General features: G+C 64.7%; 33 protein-coding genes. All 33 read right to left on the bottom strand.

The features are described from left to right. Window positions 1–92 precede the first annotated feature (92 nt). The 33 genes from ACWPXK_RS30345 to ACWPXK_RS30185 all read right to left on the bottom strand — a co-directional run bounded on the left by ACWPXK_RS30345 (window position 93) and on the right by ACWPXK_RS30185 (window position 19,717). Window positions 93–620, bottom strand: a complete 528-nt coding sequence (locus ACWPXK_RS30345; RefSeq protein ID WP_454199590.1) for a hypothetical protein — start codon at window positions 618–620, stop codon at window positions 93–95. Window positions 621–706: 86 nt separating this feature from the next. Further along, window positions 707–1,111 carry a hypothetical protein gene (locus ACWPXK_RS30340; protein ID WP_454199589.1) on the bottom strand — a complete coding sequence of 135 codons (405 nt, stop codon included), beginning with the start codon at window positions 1,109–1,111 and terminating at the stop codon, window positions 707–709. Next, complete coding sequence (locus ACWPXK_RS30335) at window positions 1,108–1,353, bottom strand: hypothetical protein (RefSeq protein ID WP_454199588.1); 246 nt, start codon at window positions 1,351–1,353, stop codon at window positions 1,108–1,110. Before ACWPXK_RS30335 ends, ACWPXK_RS30340 begins: the two co-directional genes overlap by 4 nt. 4 nt (window positions 1,354–1,357) lie before the next feature. Then, window positions 1,358–1,663 (bottom strand): hypothetical protein, encoded by a 306-nt coding sequence (locus ACWPXK_RS30330; protein ID WP_454199587.1) that lies wholly within the window; start codon window positions 1,661–1,663, stop codon window positions 1,358–1,360. Beyond that, window positions 1,663–2,199 (bottom strand): hypothetical protein, encoded by a 537-nt coding sequence (locus ACWPXK_RS30325; protein ID WP_454199586.1) that lies wholly within the window; start codon window positions 2,197–2,199, stop codon window positions 1,663–1,665. The genes ACWPXK_RS30330 and ACWPXK_RS30325 overlap by 1 nt, the downstream gene beginning before the upstream one ends. Further along, entirely contained in the window at window positions 2,199–2,612 is a 414-nt protein-coding gene (locus ACWPXK_RS30320; RefSeq protein WP_454199585.1) for a hypothetical protein, read from the bottom strand. The genes ACWPXK_RS30325 and ACWPXK_RS30320 overlap by 1 nt, the downstream gene beginning before the upstream one ends. Continuing rightward, window positions 2,605–2,937 (bottom strand): hypothetical protein, encoded by a 333-nt coding sequence (locus tag ACWPXK_RS30315; protein WP_454199584.1) that lies wholly within the window; start codon window positions 2,935–2,937, stop codon window positions 2,605–2,607. Before ACWPXK_RS30315 ends, ACWPXK_RS30320 begins: the two co-directional genes overlap by 8 nt. Beyond that, window positions 2,934–3,440, bottom strand: coding sequence for an aspartyl/asparaginyl beta-hydroxylase domain-containing protein (locus ACWPXK_RS30310; RefSeq protein WP_454199583.1), 507 nt, complete (start codon window positions 3,438–3,440; stop codon window positions 2,934–2,936). Before ACWPXK_RS30310 ends, ACWPXK_RS30315 begins: the two co-directional genes overlap by 4 nt. Before the next feature lie 12 nt (window positions 3,441–3,452). Next, window positions 3,453–4,901 carry a phage major capsid protein gene (locus ACWPXK_RS30305; RefSeq protein WP_454199582.1) on the bottom strand — a complete coding sequence of 483 codons (1,449 nt, stop codon included), beginning with the start codon at window positions 4,899–4,901 and terminating at the stop codon, window positions 3,453–3,455. After that, window positions 4,898–5,827: an HK97 family phage prohead protease gene (locus tag ACWPXK_RS30300; protein ID WP_454199581.1), complete on the bottom strand. Its 930-nt coding sequence runs from the start codon at window positions 5,825–5,827 to the stop codon at window positions 4,898–4,900. The genes ACWPXK_RS30305 and ACWPXK_RS30300 overlap by 4 nt, the downstream gene beginning before the upstream one ends. Next, entirely contained in the window at window positions 5,796–7,202 is a 1,407-nt protein-coding gene (locus tag ACWPXK_RS30295) for a phage portal protein (protein WP_454199580.1), read from the bottom strand. The genes ACWPXK_RS30300 and ACWPXK_RS30295 overlap by 32 nt, the downstream gene beginning before the upstream one ends. Beyond that, window positions 7,202–7,372 (bottom strand): hypothetical protein, encoded by a 171-nt coding sequence (locus ACWPXK_RS30290; RefSeq protein WP_454199579.1) that lies wholly within the window; start codon window positions 7,370–7,372, stop codon window positions 7,202–7,204. The genes ACWPXK_RS30295 and ACWPXK_RS30290 overlap by 1 nt, the downstream gene beginning before the upstream one ends. Then, window positions 7,369–8,778, bottom strand: a complete 1,410-nt coding sequence (locus tag ACWPXK_RS30285; RefSeq protein ID WP_454199578.1) for a terminase — start codon at window positions 8,776–8,778, stop codon at window positions 7,369–7,371. The genes ACWPXK_RS30290 and ACWPXK_RS30285 overlap by 4 nt, the downstream gene beginning before the upstream one ends. Window positions 8,779–8,812: 34 nt before the next feature. After that, on the bottom strand, window positions 8,813–9,115 hold the full coding sequence (locus ACWPXK_RS30280) for a hypothetical protein (RefSeq protein ID WP_454199577.1): 303 nt from the start codon (window positions 9,113–9,115) through the stop codon (window positions 8,813–8,815). Window positions 9,116–9,514: 399 nt separating this feature from the next. Continuing rightward, complete coding sequence (locus tag ACWPXK_RS30275) at window positions 9,515–9,793, bottom strand: hypothetical protein (protein WP_454199576.1); 279 nt, start codon at window positions 9,791–9,793, stop codon at window positions 9,515–9,517. Between the two features lie 23 nt (window positions 9,794–9,816). Then, window positions 9,817–10,449, bottom strand: coding sequence for a hypothetical protein (locus tag ACWPXK_RS30270; protein WP_454199575.1), 633 nt, complete (start codon window positions 10,447–10,449; stop codon window positions 9,817–9,819). Then, window positions 10,446–11,465 carry a glycosyltransferase gene (locus ACWPXK_RS30265; RefSeq protein ID WP_454199574.1) on the bottom strand — a complete coding sequence of 340 codons (1,020 nt, stop codon included), beginning with the start codon at window positions 11,463–11,465 and terminating at the stop codon, window positions 10,446–10,448. The genes ACWPXK_RS30270 and ACWPXK_RS30265 overlap by 4 nt, the downstream gene beginning before the upstream one ends. Continuing rightward, entirely contained in the window at window positions 11,465–12,118 is a 654-nt protein-coding gene (locus ACWPXK_RS30260) for a hypothetical protein (protein ID WP_454199573.1), read from the bottom strand. The genes ACWPXK_RS30265 and ACWPXK_RS30260 overlap by 1 nt, the downstream gene beginning before the upstream one ends. Window positions 12,119–12,194: 76 nt before the next feature. Beyond that, window positions 12,195–13,064, bottom strand: a complete 870-nt coding sequence (locus ACWPXK_RS30255; RefSeq protein ID WP_454199572.1) for a hypothetical protein — start codon at window positions 13,062–13,064, stop codon at window positions 12,195–12,197. Further along, entirely contained in the window at window positions 13,061–13,759 is a 699-nt protein-coding gene (locus tag ACWPXK_RS30250; protein WP_454199636.1) for an FkbM family methyltransferase, read from the bottom strand. Before ACWPXK_RS30250 ends, ACWPXK_RS30255 begins: the two co-directional genes overlap by 4 nt. Before the next feature lie 14 nt (window positions 13,760–13,773). Then, window positions 13,774–14,295, bottom strand: coding sequence for a hypothetical protein (locus ACWPXK_RS30245; protein WP_454199571.1), 522 nt, complete (start codon window positions 14,293–14,295; stop codon window positions 13,774–13,776). Window positions 14,296–14,357: 62 nt separating this feature from the next. Then, window positions 14,358–15,308, bottom strand: a complete 951-nt coding sequence (locus ACWPXK_RS30240; protein ID WP_454199570.1) for a glycosyltransferase family protein — start codon at window positions 15,306–15,308, stop codon at window positions 14,358–14,360. Window positions 15,309–15,474: 166 nt separating this feature from the next. Further along, window positions 15,475–15,621 carry a hypothetical protein gene (locus ACWPXK_RS30235; protein ID WP_454199569.1) on the bottom strand — a complete coding sequence of 49 codons (147 nt, stop codon included), beginning with the start codon at window positions 15,619–15,621 and terminating at the stop codon, window positions 15,475–15,477. Further along, a complete protein-coding gene (locus tag ACWPXK_RS30230) occupies window positions 15,618–15,926 on the bottom strand; it encodes a hypothetical protein (protein WP_454199568.1) in 309 nt (102 codons plus the stop codon). Before ACWPXK_RS30230 ends, ACWPXK_RS30235 begins: the two co-directional genes overlap by 4 nt. Continuing rightward, a complete protein-coding gene (locus tag ACWPXK_RS30225) occupies window positions 15,923–16,543 on the bottom strand; it encodes a hypothetical protein (RefSeq protein ID WP_454199567.1) in 621 nt (206 codons plus the stop codon). The genes ACWPXK_RS30230 and ACWPXK_RS30225 overlap by 4 nt, the downstream gene beginning before the upstream one ends. Before the next feature lie 66 nt (window positions 16,544–16,609). Then, window positions 16,610–16,831: a hypothetical protein gene (locus ACWPXK_RS30220; protein WP_454199566.1), complete on the bottom strand. Its 222-nt coding sequence runs from the start codon at window positions 16,829–16,831 to the stop codon at window positions 16,610–16,612. An 11-nt stretch (window positions 16,832–16,842) separates the two neighbouring features. Beyond that, complete coding sequence (locus tag ACWPXK_RS30215) at window positions 16,843–17,112, bottom strand: hypothetical protein (protein WP_454199565.1); 270 nt, start codon at window positions 17,110–17,112, stop codon at window positions 16,843–16,845. 154 nt (window positions 17,113–17,266) lie between these two features. Next, window positions 17,267–17,659, bottom strand: coding sequence for a hypothetical protein (locus ACWPXK_RS30210; RefSeq protein WP_454199564.1), 393 nt, complete (start codon window positions 17,657–17,659; stop codon window positions 17,267–17,269). A gap of 91 nt (window positions 17,660–17,750) precedes the next feature. Next, on the bottom strand, window positions 17,751–17,951 hold the full coding sequence (locus ACWPXK_RS30205) for a hypothetical protein (RefSeq protein WP_454199563.1): 201 nt from the start codon (window positions 17,949–17,951) through the stop codon (window positions 17,751–17,753). A gap of 88 nt (window positions 17,952–18,039) precedes the next feature. Beyond that, entirely contained in the window at window positions 18,040–18,195 is a 156-nt protein-coding gene (locus tag ACWPXK_RS30200) for a hypothetical protein (protein ID WP_454199562.1), read from the bottom strand. Further along, window positions 18,195–18,386, bottom strand: a complete 192-nt coding sequence (locus ACWPXK_RS30195) for a hypothetical protein (protein WP_454199561.1) — start codon at window positions 18,384–18,386, stop codon at window positions 18,195–18,197. Before ACWPXK_RS30195 ends, ACWPXK_RS30200 begins: the two co-directional genes overlap by 1 nt. Before the next feature lie 240 nt (window positions 18,387–18,626). After that, window positions 18,627–18,995, bottom strand: a complete 369-nt coding sequence (locus ACWPXK_RS30190; protein WP_454199560.1) for a hypothetical protein — start codon at window positions 18,993–18,995, stop codon at window positions 18,627–18,629. Continuing rightward, window positions 18,992–19,717, bottom strand: a complete 726-nt coding sequence (locus tag ACWPXK_RS30185) for a hypothetical protein (RefSeq protein WP_454199559.1) — start codon at window positions 19,715–19,717, stop codon at window positions 18,992–18,994. The genes ACWPXK_RS30190 and ACWPXK_RS30185 overlap by 4 nt, the downstream gene beginning before the upstream one ends. Window positions 19,718–19,807: the final 90 nt, after the last annotated feature.

Below are 19,807 nucleotides of genomic sequence, written 5' to 3'. Positions count from 1 at the left end.
AGATGTCTTTCTGGGACTGCGGGTTTCGCAAAAAGGGGTGCTGGCGGTCGCGGTGGAAACCCGCACGGAAAACACCGCGCCGCCAGCGCCTATCAGGACGCGTCGAACGCCTGCCGGTCGAACACATCACCGTTCGAATCGGCGAACAACAGCGCCTCGACCTCCCACTTGGTGATGTCGGACTCGTTGCGGTTGTTCGCAGGAACCCACACCCGGGCCCGCTTGGTGGTGAACAAGCGCTCCTTATCCGCGAGGTCACTCTCGGTCTCGAACGCCAGCCACCGGTACACGGGCTTGGGCAACGCGATCTTGGTGGCAGTCGACCCCGGTAGGATCATTCCGCGCACAGTCGCGTTGTCTTCCAGTGGCGAGAACTTCCGCATCAGCTCGTAGTTCTTCGAGCCGACCTTGATCAGGCCGATGCCCCAGCCGAAATGCTTGGTCTCGTCCTGGCTGCGGTCCTCGGGGAAGCCGTCGTCGCCGTCGAGGATGCCTGCTTCCTCCCAGCCGGCGCCGAAGGGGTCGTCGATAGTCGACGGCAGGGCCGGGCGAACGGTTGCCGCGGACACATACACATGGGCGTCCTGCCAAATCAGGACATTGTCGGGATTACGGGCCATGAGGCACCTCCTGTATCAGGTGGTCTCCAGCCCGATCAGGCTGGGAGAAGGGGATCTGTTGCACCGCTGCGACTGCGGTGAAAACCTCAGAGAGGCAGCGTCCGAGCCTGCGCGCGGACAGTGAACGAGGCGAGCACCCCACCGTTGGTGGAATCGCGGGCCTCCAACAACAGGGATGGTTCGGTGATGGTGGCGATCCCGGGAATGCGATGCGACAGCAGCACGCCCAACGCCGCCCCGGCAATGGCCCGGGAACGGTCCCTGCCGTCGGCCCACACAGTGACCCGCAGCAGTGGCCGCGTCGTGACCGGCCATCGGGCAGGGCCGCTGTCGTCGAACACGGCCAGGTGCGGCGCCGAGCTGGGGGTCCAGTCCTTGGGCACCACCATCCCGAACGTGGGAGCAGGGGCAGCGACCATGCCCGGAACCGCCAGCGCGAGATAGTTCTTGGCCGCCTTCGCCGGATCTGCGGGTAGCCGTAGCAGCTTCACGGCCGAGCCTTAACCTCGAGCCCCACCGAGGCGGCCGCGCGTGTCAGCACACCGTCGCGGGCTTGCTGTTCTGCCGGCACCGACACCGCCGCCGCGGCGCGGTCAGTGGTGTACTCGCTGACCGTGGCGTCCTCACCCGCTTCCGCGGCCACCCGATGTGCGGCCCCTTTGACCACAGCGGCGAACTCCCGCGATTTCAGCAGCCGGGCAATACCTTCGTGATTCAGCCGGACTACGGCCATACGATCAGCCTTCCCCTCTGCTGCACAGCGCCACCGTTCCGGTGCGCGTACTGAACGGCGAGATCCACGACTCAACCTGCAGGAAGTAGCGTTCTCCGCGCACGGTCAGTTCGTCGTCATTGCCGAGATCCACAGCAGGCAGGAAATACACGCTCATGTCGACTCGCTGTCCATCCCGACCGCGGTCCTTGTATTCCTCGGTCGCTCCGGGAGCTACCGCCCGCGCGGTGAGCGAGGCATTGGCCCATGGGATCGGGTTGCCGTCGTTGTCGAATCCTCCACCGCGGTGGCGGGTCACTGTCTCCGTCATCAGCCCACGAACTCCAGCTTGAAGGGCCCAAGTTGATCCAGCTCGATCGGCGAGAGCCTGGTGTCGTAGCTGACGCGTTCGTTGAACGGGCCGAACGCTTCCGACCTCGACTTCAGCGCCTCCGGGTTGCGGTAACCGCGCGCCGCCAACGTCAGGCACACACCTTTCACCACATCCGGGACCGTGGCGTAGCCGTGGGTGTACACCACCTCCACCGACCGCGGCGTCCGGGGCCAGCAACCGCGGTGGATCAGCTTCCCGTAGGAAGTCCAGTCGAAATCGGTGACCACGGTGAGCGGATCGCCGTTGACCTCTACCGACGTGACCGCAGTCAGCTTCAGCGTCGGCAGCCACAGCCACCGGTTACCGCTGCCGTCCAGCACCGCAGTCACATCTGCCTCTTGGCTGATCGACCATCCGCAGTGGGTGCGGATCGCGCTGGAGGCGATGTTCACCGCGAGCGTGGCCGCGGCCGTGTCGATAGACGTCTCCTGCAACCAGTTCTGCAGTTCGGTGGTGGTGGCGAACGCCGCCATCAGGACCTCAACACAGGCGTGGTCGAACCTTCCGACAGAACCGCAACCGCCGAGAAGACACCGCCGGTGGTAGCGCCTGAAGTGGTAGCGACCAGCCGCACATACTGGTTCGTGCCGACGATGTACCCGAACTCGAACAAGGTGTCGTCGTTCGCGGCGACGATCGTCGGCAGCGAACCCTGCCGCTGGCTCGCCGGAACTGTCGTCCAGTTCGTCCCATCCGGGGAGTCCTGCATCGTGATCGCGTGCGACCCGTCGGTGATGGTTCCTGTCGAGACGATGAACAGGACGCTGCGGAAGTCGTTACCGAACACGCCGAGATCCACCGTTGTGCCGTTCACGGTGCCGTTGGTGCGCACCGCCGAGGTGAGCGCCTGCCGGGTGAGGCACCGGTTGTAGAGCGTCCTACGCATCGTCGCCGCCCTGGTCGCCGACGTTGTTGTCTTTCACGTCGGCCGTGTCGCTCTCGTCCGGCTTCTTCTCCGACTCGGCTGGCGCGGCCTTCGGCGCGGCCTTCTTCGCAGGCGCCTTCCTCGCAGGCGCCTTCTGCGGTGGGGTGAGATTGCGTGCCTCGCCCGGCCCGGCCGTCGCGGTCTCCACCGATCGGGCAGGCGGCTCGGCCACCTGCGCGAAGTGGGCGCCGTGGCTGGCCAGGATCTCGTCGTCGCCGTCTACCTCCAGGCCACCGGGATACATCCGGTCGTTGAAGGTGAACGCGTTGATGCAGCGGTATTTCATGCCAGGCTCCTCCGAACCAGATCGGTCATGTCGTCGGGGATCGGGTAGACCGTGAACGGCGCCGGCGGCTTGTCGATCCACACGTCCCGGTCGATGACGAGGTGGATGCGGGGACGATCGGTGCGGTTGATCACCGAGTGGGGCGCCCAGTGCTCAACCTGGAATGCGCAGCCATCCGCCGGTGTGAACGTGTCTGCGCCGCACCAATCCCCGGCCGCGGCGATGGGGACCTGCCAGCGTTCCCGCCACGGCCCTGCGTCGCGGTGCGGGGCGATGAACCCGCTCGGCTCGATCCACGACAGCCACGCCTCATGCACCGGCGCGATGTCCGCGAGCACGTCGGCGAACAGGGCGGCGTGCTCCCAAGGTCGCCCGGCGCTGACCAGCACCACACGCCGGTATCCGTGGTGTACACGGGTTTCGGCGTAGCTGCTGGGCAGCGACCAGGCATCCTTTGGGACCTGCGCCAGAGCGGCCCGTAACCGCTCCTGGTCGTACTTCACGGTTGGGTGTGACTAGGTGACGTTCAAGACGCGGAACGCACCATCGTTCACCGAATCGGACCCCACGCGGAAGTGGGCATACCACCCACTCTGCCCAGTTGGACGGCCATTGCTGCCGAACAGGTGAGGGACATACGACAGGCTCGTGCCGAGACGATCCACGACCACGAAGTTCGAGAAGTCGCCGAACACGAGGACGAGGTTGTCGGCCAGCGCGGTGATGGTGGAGTCCATCGCCTCCGCGACATAGTCCGGGCGGCCGAGCAGCTCCGACTTGCGGGCGTCACCCAGCTGACCCCACAGGGCCGAGCCGCCGTTGGTGTCGAACTGCCGCATCAGGTTGTAGATGGTCCTGTGCGCCAGCCACGAAGCGTTCGCCGCATACCGAGCCGGGAGGGCGCCGTCGAGCTTGTACACGTCGCCGACCGCGAAGGTGTCGGTGGTGGTCGACGTGACGACGCTCGAGCCGCCGGTGAGGGCGGTGATGATGCCCGTAGGCTGACCCGAACCGGTGCCGGTGACGAACGCCACCGACTCCATGCGGTCCTTCTCGAACGCGATCATCGACGCGACCTCGTTGGCCAGGCCCGCGGCGTCCTGCTGCACCTCGAAGGACTGCGCGACGAACACCGCGCCCTTGTGGACAGGGATCGACGGCTGGTCCAGGGTCGGCGAGTCGTCGGAGACCTCAGCAGCTTCCGCGTCCCACGAACCCGTCACGCCCGCCGAGCTGATGCCGTGCCACACATCGCTGGTGATTTGCACGACCCGCGCGATCTGCCGCACCTGGTTGAACGAACCGTTGGCCGTGATGATCACCGACGGATCCAGCTGGAACGGCACGAGGTAGCCGCCGTTGGCGTCGGTGAGCGACATGGCGCGCGAAAGCGCCTGCTGCTCACTGTTAGTCAGCGCGGCCATTTGGCCCTTGGACCGGATGACCTTTGTGAACGCGTTGCTGTAGTCCGGGGAGGTGGTTGTGAGCACCAACTCGGCCACCCTGGAACCCTCGTGACGCTCGATCAGCCGCGTCGACACCTCACGGACCTTGTCGTCCGCGTGCGGCATCCGCTCGATCGCATCCAGCGCCCGCGACCGCAGTTCACCAATGGTGCCTTCACGGCCGTACCGGACTTCGCTGGTATCCCACGGGTTTCGGTACTTGCCGCCCAGGCTGGCACCGCGGGTGCGGTCGACCACCTCGGTCTCGACGCGCGCCGGGCCGCGGTCAGCGTCCTCGTTCTTCGGCGCCGATCCGGTCGCCGACCGGATCTCGGCCAGGGCCGCGTCGTGCTCGAGGTCCAGCCGGTGCTGGTGTACCTGCCGGAATTCCTCGACCAGCGGGCCGACGGCGGCCAGGTCTTCAGCGGTCTTGTTCTGCTTGGCCTTGAGCCGCTCCAGTTCGTCCTGGATGTCCTTCTCGCGGTTCACCGCCTGCTGATGGGTGAGTTCGACACTCATTTCAGAGTCCTTAAGGGTGGGGTTGATTCCCGCGCCGTCTTGACCTCGTTCAACGCGTCCAGGAACTGCCGCTCGAAAGCGGCTGCCCTTGTGGCGTCGACGTCGTCGACGGGTGCGGGTTCGGGGGATTCCGGCTCGTGCTCCCCGGCCTCACGGGTGGGTTGCGGCGTGCTGGTGTCCTCGTCCGAGTGCTCAACGGCCACCGGGGTGGTGTCTTGCGGCTCTTCGTCGGACCGCTCCTCGGGGGAGCTGTCGGCCGTGTCCGCGAGGAACACGGCGCGAGCGAGCAGCCTGCGCTGCTCAGGTTCATTCAGTCGCCCCAGGTCGATGACCTTGGAACGGACACTTGCGGAGGTGGCCTCGTACGCCGGCCAAACGACGGGCCCAACTTCGGCGACCTTGACTTCCTTCAGGGTGCGCAGCAGCGGGCCGCGGCCCTCGTGGTCATCCCACAGGAGGTCCAGGACCTCCTCGGGTTTGACGATCTTTCCGTCCTTGTCCCGCCACTCCTCACGCACGATCGAGAAACGGAAGCTCATGCCGTCCACCGAGCCCTCGGCGATGGCGTCGCGGATCGGCTCGACCAACCAGTTGTCCGACAGGCGGGCCTCGACGTACAACCCGGAGGTGTCCTCGTGTATGTCGGTGATCCGGCCGATCGGAATGCTGCCGATCAGCGGGTGGTGGCCGTGGTCGAACTGGAACCGCGGCGTGCGCTCCCGGATCGACTTCTTGAACGCTCCGGGCGCGATCTGCTCGTCGAACGTGCCCTCCCACGAATCGATCCGGGTGGGGCTGTTGAACACGGCGCCGTAGCCTTCGAAGGTCAGGCTGTCACCGTTGGTGTCCTCGCCGGACCGGGTGAGCGTGAACGAGACCGACCGGCAAAGGTCTTCACGCGCCAGGGTCTTCAGTTCCGTCGACATTCGGTTCTCCCTGGGGTTGGGGGTCGTCGCTCCCCGGCTTCTGCAGCTGCACGGAATACAGCCCGCTGTGCTTGAGCAGGCGGAGATCGTTGGCGTTCACCGCAGCGACCACCGAATCCGGCAGATATCCGGAGTCGATGTACTGACGGATGGTCTGGGCTTTCACTGCGGCGATGTCGGCAGCGTCCTTTTCGTCCTCACGCAGGAACGGCACGTCGGTGGCGTCGTACCACAGCCGCACTGCACTGCTCTTGGTGCGATCGGTGCGCGGCACGATCCGATTCAACGATCCGGACACGTTCTGCCACAGCGGATGCGCAGTGCCATCGGCCAGGCGCCTGCGGGCTTGGCCGTAGTTCGAATAGGTGGCTGCGGCGAGACCTTCGGAGAGGCCGACGATGACCGGCGGAACACCGGCCGCCGCGGCGATTCTGGTCTCTCCGCCGCCGCGGACATTCTTGAAGTCGATGTCTTTCAGGTTCGAGCCGATCACCGTGGCGTCTGCACCTGGGTACAGATGCAGCGTCTTGCCTGCGTTGTCGGCTCCGGCGTGCTTCTCGTCCATCTGCTCTTTCCAGCGACGGACTTTCTCCTCGTTTGCGCCGATGTCGTGCTTGATCACCATGTTCGGTGTCGCGCCGTTGTCGAGGTACTTCCGCTGATACCTCGTCATCGCGTGATCGGCTTGGATCTCCCGCAGGATCGGCGTCAGCCAGCTCATGCCGGAGAACTGCGCCAGCGGGTCGGGGATCGGCGCGAAATGCGCCACCTCGTCGACCGTGAACGCCACCGGGTCGTTGTTGGATCCTGAGCCGCCCTCGGTGTAGAGGTAGCCCTTCTTCACCCATCCGACTTGGCCGGTGCCGCGGTTGCGGTTGCGTCCCACGCTGGGCAGATACCGTTTGGCGCCTACGATCTCGACCCAGTCCGGCCGCAGGCGAATCAGTTCATCGCCTTGGCGGGTCCAGTAGCTGTTCCCTGCCAGGTCGGCGTCCTGAATCATCCGGGACAGCAGGTCCTGGGTTGTGCCGCCGGTCCACGGCTCCTCGAGCACCGAGAGCTCCGCAGTACCGAACGTGTCCGACGGCTTCCCGTCGCGCAGGTTCTGCCACCGGAACCGGATCGAGCTGAACACCAGTTGCCGCACCAGCATGCACGCGAACACCACGCCGTTGGATGCGTACGCGCTCGACGCCAATCCGACGAAGTTGTTCGACGGCCGTTCCGTGTCCGTGCCCGCCAGCGTCTGCTGCAGACCCGTTTGGTAGACGTAGCCGTTGAACTGGAACTGCTGCAGCAGCTGCGCGTACTCATCCCACGTCAGATCCGAGCGTTCGACGTCTGCGCCCTTCCAGCGGGCCAGCAGAGACGGCATCAGCGCCTACCACGCAGAGCAGCAGGATCCACCAGCAACACCGCAGCGACGATCGCCATCACCCCACCAGTGATCAGCGCCCACGGCGCACCAGCCAGCAAAGCCACGCCAGCCACCACCGCGACGGCGCCCAGAACTGCTACGAGCAGCCAGATTTGGGCAACTGTCATTCCCAGAACCCCCAAACCTCTGTCTCGGTTGCATCTTCCGGTCCGTGCTCGATCAGCCCGTGCACCGCGAGCGTCGCGGCGACGAGTTGGGTGATGTCGGAGCGCGGATCCTTGCGGTCCCACGCCCACGCGTCACGTAGGGGGCGTTTCTTTCCGGAACACACCGCAGTGTTCAACGGCTTGGCGTTCAGGTGCCGGATCTCGTCCTCGATGACGGCGTCATAGAACTGGCCGCACGCACGCGCCATGTCACTGGCGCCGGTCGTGACAACTTCCACCCCCGCGTCGGTGATCGCCGGGATCAACGACGCTGCGGCGGAGAAAGAGTCGATCACCACCGCGCACGGGCTGAACCCGTCCGCCAACTCCTTCAGCCGCGGCGCGATCCAGGCCGTGCCCGGTAGGGAGTCCTCGGTCCCGCCCCTCTTGGCGGGCACGATCTCCACGTGGATCTTCCAGTCCTCACGTCGGCCGGCTACCGCGATCGCGGCGACCGACCGGTCCTGTGACAGGTACACGCCGAACGCGACCGGATCCTTCGGCTGCGACGCCGGATCTTTCAAGTCGTTCCACTGCTGGGTGCTGATCACCGCCCCCGCGGTGTAGTCCTCCCAGATACCCATCGCCTCACGCAGCCACGACGCCTCATCGGGGATGTTCTCTCGCATCCGCAGCATCGCCTCGAGCGGTGTCCGTACCGGATAGGACGGGTTCGCCTTCGACCACTGCGCGCGGTCGTCGGGATCCGCGTCGGAGTCGGCGCTGAACTCGATGTAAGCCTGGTCCTCGCTCTTGCCCGACAAGGCACGGGCCCGCTTGGTTGTGAACGCCTCACCCGGATCGGTAGGACGCGGCGGAGTTCCGATGAAGAACAGCAGCGCGCCATGCGGATGCCTGGCCTGGTTAGTCGCAGGCACCATGTCCTCGAGCGCCTTGATCGACAAAATCTGCGCCTCGTCGAAAACCTCGATGTCGATGGCATCCATACCGCGGCCGAACCCCTGCTCCCGGGCGCCGAACATCACGATCGATCGGTTCTGAAACCGGATCTCCTGCTCACCGTTGGCCGTCCGGATCCCGTTGGGAGCCAGATGCGGCGCGATCCGTGGCCGCTGCACCATTCCCTGCATCGACCGGAAGGTGTTCGTTGTCGTGCGCGCGTGATGCGAAGTCCAGATCACGCGAGTTCCCGGGAATTCCAAGCACAGCGCGAAGATCAGGAACCCGACGGTGAACGTCTTGCCGACCTGCCGAGGGATCGATAACACCACGCCGCCCACCGTGGCCGCGTACTTCCCGTTCGCACGCTTGCCCAGTGCGATCTGGGAGATGCCCGCCTGCCATGGGTCGAACTCGACGCCCATGTCGACCAGGCGTTCGCGCACCTTGGGCCAGCCGGTCGTCACGATCCCCGAGGGGATCACGATGTGGCGCGCGGCTTCAGATAGCCGAGGCGTCGAACGCTGCGTCGTCGGCGCTGTCACGCTTGTCGTTTTCCTGCTCCTCGCGGGCGTCGATCGCCTCGATGTCCCGCACGACCTCCACGAGCCGCTTTGTCAGTGCGGCGAGATCACGCGCAGGCGTATTCGGGTCCTCGACCGCCTTCGCGATCCGAGTGCGCATCGCGACCAGCAGCTCCCGCGTCGTCCCGTTGTCGGCGGCGTCGGTGACGGTCCTCGGTGGCCGCTTGGGTGCCCGCTCCTCACTGTCGACCGCGCGCAACGATGGTTTCTGGGCTGCCATGTGGCTCACCTCCTGGGGGAAAAACGGCGGAGAGAGATTTCGACTGTGGCCGGATGGAGTCGGGGCGCGCACGAGGTGTTCTCGCGGCATCCCCTCCCCCCTGTGTCACCAGTTGCGGGAGCGCGGCGGCGGCGCTGTTCGGCGTGCTTCGGCTGAGGCATGTGCTCCTGCGCTGCGGTTGCAGCTGACGTGTTCGGGTCCGCGGTACTGGGTGCGGTCGTTGTCGTCGTGTCCGAGGTCCCATTTGGCTAAGGGCGAGATCGGTTTCTTGCAGCGCCAGCACCTTGCTTGGCCTGATCGAACGAGCGGTTCGAGTGCGGCTCGACGCTTGCGATGCTCAGTGCCGTAACCCCGCTCGGCTGTGGTCTTGCGCTTGGCCACTGCGGAGTCCAGGAAGTTCTACTGACCGTCGCCGAAGGAGTCGATGATCTCGGACCGGTACACCGTGGATGCGTACTCCACCATGCCGAGTTGTTCGGACAAGGTGACGTTGCAGTCCTTGGGTGTGCAGTAGGACGCGGCGAACCTGCGGCCTTCTTCGTCCCACCATGTGCGCTGAGCGAGTACCACATAGGTGGTGAGGACACCCTCGACATCGTCGTTGTACGCACGGTGTACGACCTCGATCGCCTCTGTCAGTGCGTCGTCGGCCTTCACCTGCTCGGGCGTGCGGGGCATGGGGTTCCTTCGTCTACGTCCGACTAACACAGGTCCACGCTGGTGGTGTTCCATGTGTCGCGGGTTCCGGTGCGCCACGCTCGGCGTGGTTTGTCGCCGCGCCTGAGCGGATGGGGTGATATGAGGGTTGGGCCGTCCGCGTGGTCGACGAGGGATGGCGCGGTGTAGGCAACCCTGTGGTGGCGGGTGAGACACCAGGCGGACATGCGTTCATCGATGGGGCGCCTGCTGCTGTGGGCCCAGCCCAGCCAGTCGTCTACGAGGTCGGTTCGTATGGCTACCGCTACGGCATGGAGCAGGTAGTTGCACGTGAGCCAGTGGGCGTCGACGCGGTCCGCTGCAGTGATGGCCTTGGCGATGCTGTCTTGCCACTTCATCGGACGTCCGGTGCCCACGTAGAAGCTGACTACAGGCGCCGGGGCTACGGCGAGAGCCCGCTCCGCTTGATGAATGAAGCCGGCCACTGGTTCGGCGTCGTCCTCGAGCACGGCAGCCCATTCGGATTCGATGGTCGTGGTATCTGCCCACGCGCGGAGGTGGTTATTGTCGGCGCCGATACTGCCGTCGTCCAGGGAGATGATGGCGCCGATGGAGTGAGCGAGCTCTGTTGCCTGCACAAGCCTCGCTTGATGGGCGACAACGGCGAAGGAAATCATCGGTTGCACAGGTCCGCGAACACCTTCTCGTACACCGGGCGTTGGTTGTCCCACGACAGCTCCTTCGCCATCCGCCGAGCGATTTCGTGCGAGGCAGCGAAGAACGTTGGGTCGGTGGCGAACCGGTCGATGCGGTCAGCCAGTTTGCGCAGGTCGGCCGAGTGCACCTCGACCTTGGTCTTCGCCATGAACTCGCCGCGCTTCTGGGCCGGGATCAGCCAGTCACCGGGTAGCCATTCGTTCGGCGAAACCGCGGTCATGATCACCGGCATACCGGAACCGAGCGCCTCATGAACCGGCAAGCTCAGCCCACCGAAGCGCCTTGGCAGCACCAGCACGTCCTGTCCCGTGTATAGCTCCCAGTTGTTCGCCGCATCACCGCCGCGCACATCCAGGTGGATGTGGCGCGGGATACGTCGCGACGCCAGCAGGCCGGGCACGTAGGTCCTGTCCTGGCAGGTGATGGTCAGCGTGATCGGTGACTGCACGTAGGCGAGTGCGTCGAGGAGGTCCACGGTTCCGTTGCGGTCGTGGATCGCCGGGCGGCCGATCACGTGGAGGAACCGAGTTGCCTTGGTGGCTGGCGGGCGGGTAGGGAACTTAGCGAGGTCGATCGGGACTGCGAGGAAGGTCTTCGGGTCAGGGATCTCCTCGTAGCGCCACATGCTCGGCGCCGCCCACAACGTGGGTTGGTCATGTGGGTCTAGGAACTCGCGATTCAGGTGCAGGATCGTCTTCACTCCGGCGCGTTCAGCCTCAGACCACAGCGCCCTGGAGTAGCCCGTCTCCGCGGTGTACACCACGTCCAAGCCGTCCAGCCAGGTCCGGAAGTCGATTGCTGTTGGTAGGCCCTTCACCCATGTGGCGTCCGGGTACCAATCGCGGCGCAGTGGAAGCGGATTCGCCGACGGGCAATCGACCACCATCGTCTTGGCGGGCTGCATCGCGTCGTGGAAGCTCTTGGTTTGCACACCGAGTCCGCGCGAGTCGGCACGGGCGATCAGACCGATCCGCATCAGAAGACCTGGCTCCCATCCCACTTCGGTTCGCCGGCGCGCCCATCCGTGTGATAACTGCGCTTCAGGTTCGGCCCCGGGTTGTAAATGTGGACGCGGTACTGCGCCCAACCCAACATCCCGCCGCAGCGGTAGGCCTCGTCCACGACACCGTGCATTCTGTCCTCGATGAACGACCGGGCCTCAGCGCTGAAGTGGCAGTCCATGATCCGGCGATAGAACGCCACCGACGCCACATGCGGGCGCTGGCTCCACTGGCTGGTCCGGATGAACCCGCCATCGTCGCCGTGCATCATGTGCTCATGCTCGGCGGGAATTCTTCCCTCGTGATGCAGTCGCACGCAGTTGGATTCGCCGCTCAGCACGAACTTTGCGATGAGGTCGAGGTCGATCGGCTCGTCAGTCACCAGGGGGGTGTCCTGCTCGACGTACATCAACAGCGGGGTGTCGATATGTTCGAGGGCTCGGCGCATCATGCCCGTCTGGTGCATGTGCTCGTCGCAGATCAGCGGCAGGATGTTGCCGTAATGGTGGTCGGCCCGCCATAGGGCGGATTGGATGAACCGCTCGTAGTCTGCTCGGCGGAACTCCTGCTCGGCCCGAACGCCATCAAAGGTGAGGATGATCTCCGCGTCCGGCAGGTGATGCCGCACCGAGTCCAGCGTCTCATCGAGAATCACCGTGTCCGGGTGCGACCGGATCGGGGACACCGGGATGACCACCGTGATGTCACGCAAGTTCGGCTCCGAGAAGCTCCAGGTCCTCCCGCAACTGCCGGGCCAGTCCACGTTTGTATCCCATCCACCAGGCGGCGACCCGGTTCGCTATCCGCGGGTAGTCGGTCAAGACGTCTTCGATGTAGCCAGGCAGGTCCGCGTAGTTCCGCAGAATCGGGAACGGCACGCCCGGGAACAGTCGTTCCCAATACCCCGCGCTGTCATAGGCCGGCGAGATATCGTCCGCGATCGGCACGGCATGAGCCTCGAGGGCTTCGTACAGCCTGAACGAGTCCGGGCTGTACGCCCCCGACGGCGCCGGTGCGACCTTGGTCATGCCCATCAATCGTGCGTAGTTGTGGGGCGGTTCGCCCTGCGTGAATCCGGCAGTGGAGACGGTCACGGAGTTCCATCCGCGGTCTCCCTGGTCGATCGCATCGAATGCCTGGTCGCGACGCTCATGGGTGCGCTGAGCCGCCAGGAAGACATCGATTACGCGGTCCGGCATCTCACCGAGGTTGTTGAAGTGCGGCGGAAAGCCCAGACCGATCAAGCGCGCGGTGCCGTAGTCCTTCTCGGTCTGCGGCGTCTGCGCCCACCACCGGATGTTCGGGTGCACGATCCGCCCGATGTCGAGCAGGTCTTCCTCGTCGCCGGTCCGGATCGCCAGCACCCACTGGTACCGCGAGATCGCCTCGGAGATTTCCGCAGTGTGCTTGTGCCAGTACCGGCCCGGCACGATCAGGATGATCCCGTCGGCCTTGGTGTAGGCGTCGAAGCGCTCGAATTCCAAGCCGGTCGGATACAGCTGGTTGGAGAGCAGCAGGTCCAAGAGGTTTTGGTCCCACTGGTTACCCGGCGCGAGCCTTACGACGGGGATCACAGCGCCTCGTACACCGCGTGTAATTCGTGCTCGTACGCCAACAGCGTCTCCCGGTAGCCGATGTCGATGATCCAGTTCCGGAAGTCCCGCGAGTACTCGCCCCACTGGTGGAACATGAACTCCGGGTGGATCGACGCGAACAGGGTCGGCTTGTGCTCGCAAAGCGTTTGTTCGGCACCGCGCAACACTTGCCATTCGCTGCCCTCGACGTCGAAGCAAATCACCGTGGGTGGCTTCCACTGCGCGACCACATCATCCAGACGGATTTGCGGGTAATTCGCCGCCTCCAGGTACAACTCCTTGAAACCGTGGTCGCCCACGATCTCGCCTGTCGCGTAGTCCGGCCATGCCTGGAGTAGCTGCGCGCCGTGCGTCCGTGTCTCGTTGGACGCGAACCCGGGCCAGCACACCGGCACATGTAAGCCGTTGGCGTCCCAGATCGATTTCGTGTTCGGCCACGCTTTCGGGTTCGGCTCGAACAATGCGATCTCGGCACCCCACATCTGACACAGCGCCGGGAACTCGCCTTCTTCGCTGCCGCAGTAGAACACCACGTCAGTGGGCCCGATGCGATCGGCCATCGCGTCCAGGCGCTGGCGTTCCCATCCGCCGTTGGCCAGGTCCCATTCCGGGCGCGCGGCACGACGCTCGGGCAGCAGGATCTTCCACCGCCCGTTGATCAGCGTCTCGACCATTGCCACTGGTCGGCTCAATAGTCCACCCGCTTCTTCCGTGGCTTCACACCACGCTCCAACCTTGCCTGCCGCGTGCGCAACGTCTCTCTTCTCCTCTTGCAGGCGCGGCAATCGCGGGAGCCGCCCTTGCGGACGATGGTGTTCTCAGGCGTGAATTCGTGGCCGTTCCCGCAGTGCGTGCGGACTGCCGCTGCGTCGCCGGTTCGGCCGCGTTTCGTGTTCACCGAGCGAGACGCTGGCTCAAGGTGAAGCGGGTTTACACACCGCCGATGCAGGCAGCCCTTGCCGCCCTTGCATGACTTATCCCGGTTGTGGCACACATGGTCTAGATCAAGGCTGCGGTCGTATTCACCACGAAAGGTCACGTAGGACCAGATATGCGCACGGATGCGCTGCCGGTTTTCCATGAACTCGCCGTAGCCATTGTCCTTCGGCGTACGCCAGAGCCAGCAGTCATCGAAGCTGGCGATGCTGCTGAAGAATCTCTCCATGACGGTCATCCGCCGCCACAACCGGGGAGAAGTATTATCGTTCATTGTCAGCTCCTCTACAGCTGGCCATGCCCCCGGAGTGTTCGCGCACTCGCGGGGGTCCTTATTCAGTCAATTCTATTGCTAGGCACCGACAAACCGAGCGTGTCCAGGATCTGCTGCCAGCGCCGGGTGTAGGTGTGGTTGGCCTTCACGTGCTCGTGCCCGGCGCGGCGGATCTCCTCACGCTCCTCGTCGTGCGTGAGGTAGTGGTCGATGAGTTCACGGAGCTGGCCGAAGTTGCCGAACTCGTAGAACCGCAGGTGTTTCCCGTCCTCGAACTGCCTCTCCATGCCGTGGACGTACGGGTGGATGAGGAATCCGCCGCGGCCGAGGGTCTCGTAAACCCGGTCTGACCAATAGTCGGGGTAGTCGAAGCCCAAGCACAGGGAGTCGCCGACGACCACACGGGCATCGGCGTACACCTGGTTGAGCTCGGCGCCGCGGACGGTGCCGAGTCCGCCGCCGCCATAGTGGCGGAACCGGTGGCGGTAATGAGTGTTCAGCCAGTTGATGATCGTCGGCCTGTACGGCCACTCCGGGTGGTAGCCCTTGGAGCCGACGAAAGCCACATCGAACCGGTCTCCCGGTTCGGTCATGTAACACTCGAGTCCGTACACGCCGGCGGTGACATAGTGGCCGCGCACCGGAGTGTTCTCCGTCAGCCACTCCGCCATCCGTTTGTCAACGGTGAAGAAGTGGTCGATGCTCCAGTACGGATCCGACTGCATGTCCTTCTGCCGCCGCAGCCCGAACCAGAGGTCCAGGTGGTAGGTCATTGACGGAATCCCGCGCTCCCGGAGGCCGTTCAGGACCTTCTCGATGCCGGGGGTGTTCCAGCCGTGAGTGTGCACCCAGACGAAAAGGTCGCAACCCGCGGCGGTGGTGAGCAGCTCATCGGCTGGCACCTGCGGTTCCTGGAGCCGGACCACCTCGTGGCCAAGAGATTCCAGGCTCGCCGCGTGGTGGCTCTCGGAACTCCAACTGCAACCGAAGTTGCCCAGGAACGCGATCCGCATCAGCCGAGGGCGCCGACGATCTCGATGATGGCCTTGATGACGATCAAACCGATCTTGCCGACCAGCACGATGGTGTCGATGTCGACGGAACCCATTCATTCTCTCCTGTCACAAAACATACCGACGAATTCGATGCGAGCAGCCAAAACGTCGCATTTCTGGTCGATCAGGGCTGTGTGCCGAGTTCCTCGTTGAACATGGCGAGCCGGTCCTCTGCATTGGCGAAGGCGGCCTTGAAGTCCGCGATTGCGTCGGCCAGTTCCTTCTGTGCCGTCTCGACGCGGCCGCGGGCGGACTCGATCTCATCGTTCACGGGTGGACGGCTTCTTCGGCCGTCCGCGCAGCCCTGGCAGTCACCCGCACCTTGCTACCCTGCGGCTGCCACGACGCGACCACCCCGAACCAGACGTCCGGCGCTTCACCTTCTGGCGCGTCCGGGTTGCCGATGGCCACCAGGAACCGGTCCTGCACTGCGCCCGCAGCGGCGAGGCGGGCGACGAACTCCCCTTGCGGGACAGTGAACACCCGCTGATAGGGAGAGCTGTCGTCGACCAGTTCAGCGCCCGGGACAGACTGTGACCCCTGCTGCGGGTCTTGGCGGTCATTGACGCGGATCACGACTGGCCTTTCAGTTCGGCGACCTTCGCGCGGACACGCTCCACACACATAGCGAACGCTTCGGTCTTCGAGGGGTCGGTGCATTCGATACCGCGGGGATGGAACGCACACCAACGGCCGTCATCGAGCTGCTTGACATCGATCTCGTCGATGCTCCAGAACTCCTCGGCGTCCGGAATCTCCGGCCACGTACCGTCCTCGTTGCGGTACAGGTGCTTACCCGGGTCTCCTGCACCCAGTCGCGCACCCGGAGTCGGAACCCAACGGACGGTGGCCTTGTCGGTGTCGATGTCGACGCCGCGCTGGATGAGGTACTCGGCGACCCGCAGGGCGCCACCGATACGCATGCTTGTGGGTTCGGCTACCTTGCGGCCGGCGGGGTTCTTCCACTCCGGTAGGTGGATGACCATCAGCTCTTGGGCTAGGGCCACGATTTTCGGGTCCTGCGGCGGAACATCTTCGGGTGTGGGGAGTTTCCCGTCCATGGCGGCTTGCAGGAACGCCTTGAAGGCTGGTGAGACGAACTCGCCGCCCAGGTTCTCGTACCCGGGTGGGGGTTTGCGCTGATCCCTGGCTTCGTGGCCGCGGAACTTGACCTCGTTCTGCACTTCGCTCATCCGACGCGAATCCTCAAGCGGGCGACGACGAACTGGATGAGGCGGACGACGAAGCTGTCCCATCGGTCACGCATCGCCGTTCTCCTCCACATGCTGGCTCGACATCCACGAAAGCGCCGCCACCAGGCCGGTCCAGTGGGAGGCGATGATCGCGTACACCGACAGATAGGCGATGTAGGGAATGGACTCCGACCACAACAGAACCGTTGGCGGGATGAGGATCACGAACAGGGTTAACAAGGTGGCGTGGACGATGATCTGCGTCTTCGGCGACACGATCACCTTCACCGCGGGATGCATCAACGGCCGAACCCGCGGAGCTGCTGGCGACGGTACTTGCGCTCAACGGCCGCTGCTGCTTTCGCTATGTCCAGGTCGTTGACGTGGATTGTGGTGGAGGTCGGGAGATCCCACGACATCGACGCGCGGCGGGCCCATGGGTCCTGTCGCTTCAGCTCATCCTCAACCGCCTGGAGCAACGGCACGCCCCGCAGGTCGGTCTCCGTCACCCGCGGGCGGTAGATGCGGTGGGCCAAGCGGATCAGCAGTCCAGCGACAGTCTTGCGCATCAGTTGTTCCATCCTCGGAATTCCATCCACACCAGCACCGAATCGTCGGGGGTGCGGGGTTTGACCTCTCCACCGGTGCGCCGCATCCTCTCCGGGTACGGCGGGTACAGGCGGTCAGCGAGAGCGGACAGCAGACCGGCGAGCCAGCGGCGGATCACGGGCCCTGGAAAATCATCCGGCGCAGTTCGGCGGCAGCCTGGCCCGCCTTCACCGGATCCGGCTCCGTGAACGCGATCTCGATCAGCTTCGCGCGCTTCTGCCCGTCCCTGTAGTGCATCTGGGAGAGCAGGACGTCCTCGAAGTGATCGGAAAGCGCTGTGTAGTCCTCCACGGGCTCGCTGGGGTCCACAAAGTGCTCGCGGTAACCCAAAGGTCGGCGGAGCCACCACGGTGTCAGGGGTGGGTCGAGGGCATCGGCCCAGCGGGACAGGTGAATCGCCCTGAGTGCGCGGCCTGTGCGGCGCTTCGCTCGGCGTCTCAGCGCGGACAGGCGATCTCGGAGGCTCGGTTCGGGCTCGAAGTCGTCCCCGTCGTCCCAGTCGCTCACAGCGGCCACACGCCGATCGGTGCCGTGTACTCCAGCGTCCGCAGTGGGGCGGGATGGCAGAACAGGCGAACCAGGGCGTACAGGTCCAGCATCAGGGCTCCATTCCGAGAAACTGCGCCTTCGCGAACTCGAGCAGACCCAGCGTGGTGACGTAATCGAGCGGTTCGCCGCGATTGTCTTCAGCTGTGGCGGTGATGCGGTCGCCGTTCTTGTCGAGATGGCGTTCGATCACGATGCGAGCTGTCAATACATCCGACGCCGCGATCGGACCGCCGGCGGCGAACTCCGGCATCAGGACTCCCGGGCGAAGTGGTCGTAGGCCAGCGCGATGTCCTCGGCCAGAGGAGCGAGGATCGCGTCGATAACGGCGCACAGGTCCATCAGTACTCCTCCGAGGTCTGGACGCGCTCCAGGTCGATCTTTACGACACCATCCGCGCCGCGGGTACGTGATACCTCGCGAAGACCGAGACGGTCGTGGACTGCCGCAATCCGAGCATCCACGGCCAGTTCCAGGTCGTCGCCGGACGGGGCCATCAGGACTCCGTTCCGATCGGTTGGGCGGCGTCGGCCATCACAGCGCAAGCCTTCAGGTACATCTCGATCTCCTCGACGAATCCCGCGTGCAGGTCAGCCCAGAAGGCTTCAGTCTGTTCGGGGATGAAGAGGGTGGCCAGGACCCAGCGGCAGATGAGTTCGGCATCGTCCGCCAGCAGCAGGGCGTCCATCGGGGGCTCCTTGGCGGTGGGCGACTCAAGTTTCGGCCGCCAACCTTGAATGGGGCGGACTCGAATTCAAGGTTCGTTGAACGTAGGGGCCGCAGCGCGCGGCAGCTCGAGCTGTGGAGGTAGGAGCTGCAACAGCGAGACGGGGCACGTCTCATACGGATCAGCGCGCTGCGACGATTAGGGGGCCAGAAGTGGCCGACAGGCACACGTGTGCCACAACTTCGAAGCTTGCTGCAAGGGTCAGGCAATGTCAAGCCGACGCACCTGGCGTCGCGTTTGCAGCACCAACGCGTCTCTCACAAGGTATTTCGCCGGACCGGTCTCATCGGGCACCGGTTTCAGCAAACCCCTGGAAATCCAGCTGTAAATCGTGCCAACCGGCGTGCCGATGATCTCCGCCATCCGTACCGGGACCACTACCGACGTAATGACCTCCTCCGCGGCCTCAGCGGTGAGGGGTTGCGGGGCGATCCAGTGATGGCCCTTGGCGCGGGCCTGCTCGTCGAGTTTCTCGCACCGTTCCGGGTCGACGAGGTAGAGGGCGCGGCGGTAGAGGTGGGCGATGTCTCGTGCCCAATCCAGGCTCGTTCGCCAGCTCTCGACGCTCATGCCGCCACCAGAGGGTTGTTGAGTCGATCGAACTCGTCTTGATCCCAGACGTTTCGGCAGTTCCGGCAATGGATCGTCGCCAAGGTCGGGTCTTCCTTGTTCGCCTTCATCGACAGGGTTTTGAGCCCGCATACGTGGCAGAACTCCCGCATCCACTTCTCCTTGGGCTCATCCAAGCCCAGGACGTTCATCGACCGCTGATGCAGACGAGCGAGCCGCAATATCGCGTCCACGCCGTCGAATTCCGCCCGACCGTCCCAATCCCCACCATCCGGGTAAGGGAAATAGGCGCCCACCACCTGCATGGGCATGTCCACCAGGGTGCCCAGGTTGGCGCACAGCACCTTCAGGCATTCAATGGGTTGGTTGTACGGGTGGTAGGTGAGCGGTTCGCCACGGGTGATCCTGAGCGCCCAACGTGTGGTCTCGTTGTCAATATCCGTCATCAACGTGTCCACCGCCAAAGGAATGGGGATGGGACGTTCAATGGAGCCGGACACCTTCGGGCCGGACACCGCGGTGCGGGGAATCGTCCGGGCCACCATGAGCATCAGGTAGTCGTCGGACAACTCCCGGATGTCCGCGAACGCTGATTCCTCACACGGCCGACACAGGGAGTCTGGGTGTTCGACACCCGCCCCGTGGAATTCGCCGGCATCGTCCCGCACCCTGGCTTTGCAGCGGCGGCCTTGACGGCATTCGTGCACCAACTGGACCGACATGCAAGACCTCCACAGCAAAGGGTTGCGTACCGGTTGCCATTCTATCGATGTCGACCGACGAACTCGAGTCGCGGAGAATGCAGGTCGCAC

The organism is Nocardia sp. Marseille-Q1738 (assembly GCF_965283145.1).
The sequence above is the reverse complement of the archived record's forward strand: the minus strand, read 5'-3'. Positions and strand labels throughout refer to the sequence as shown.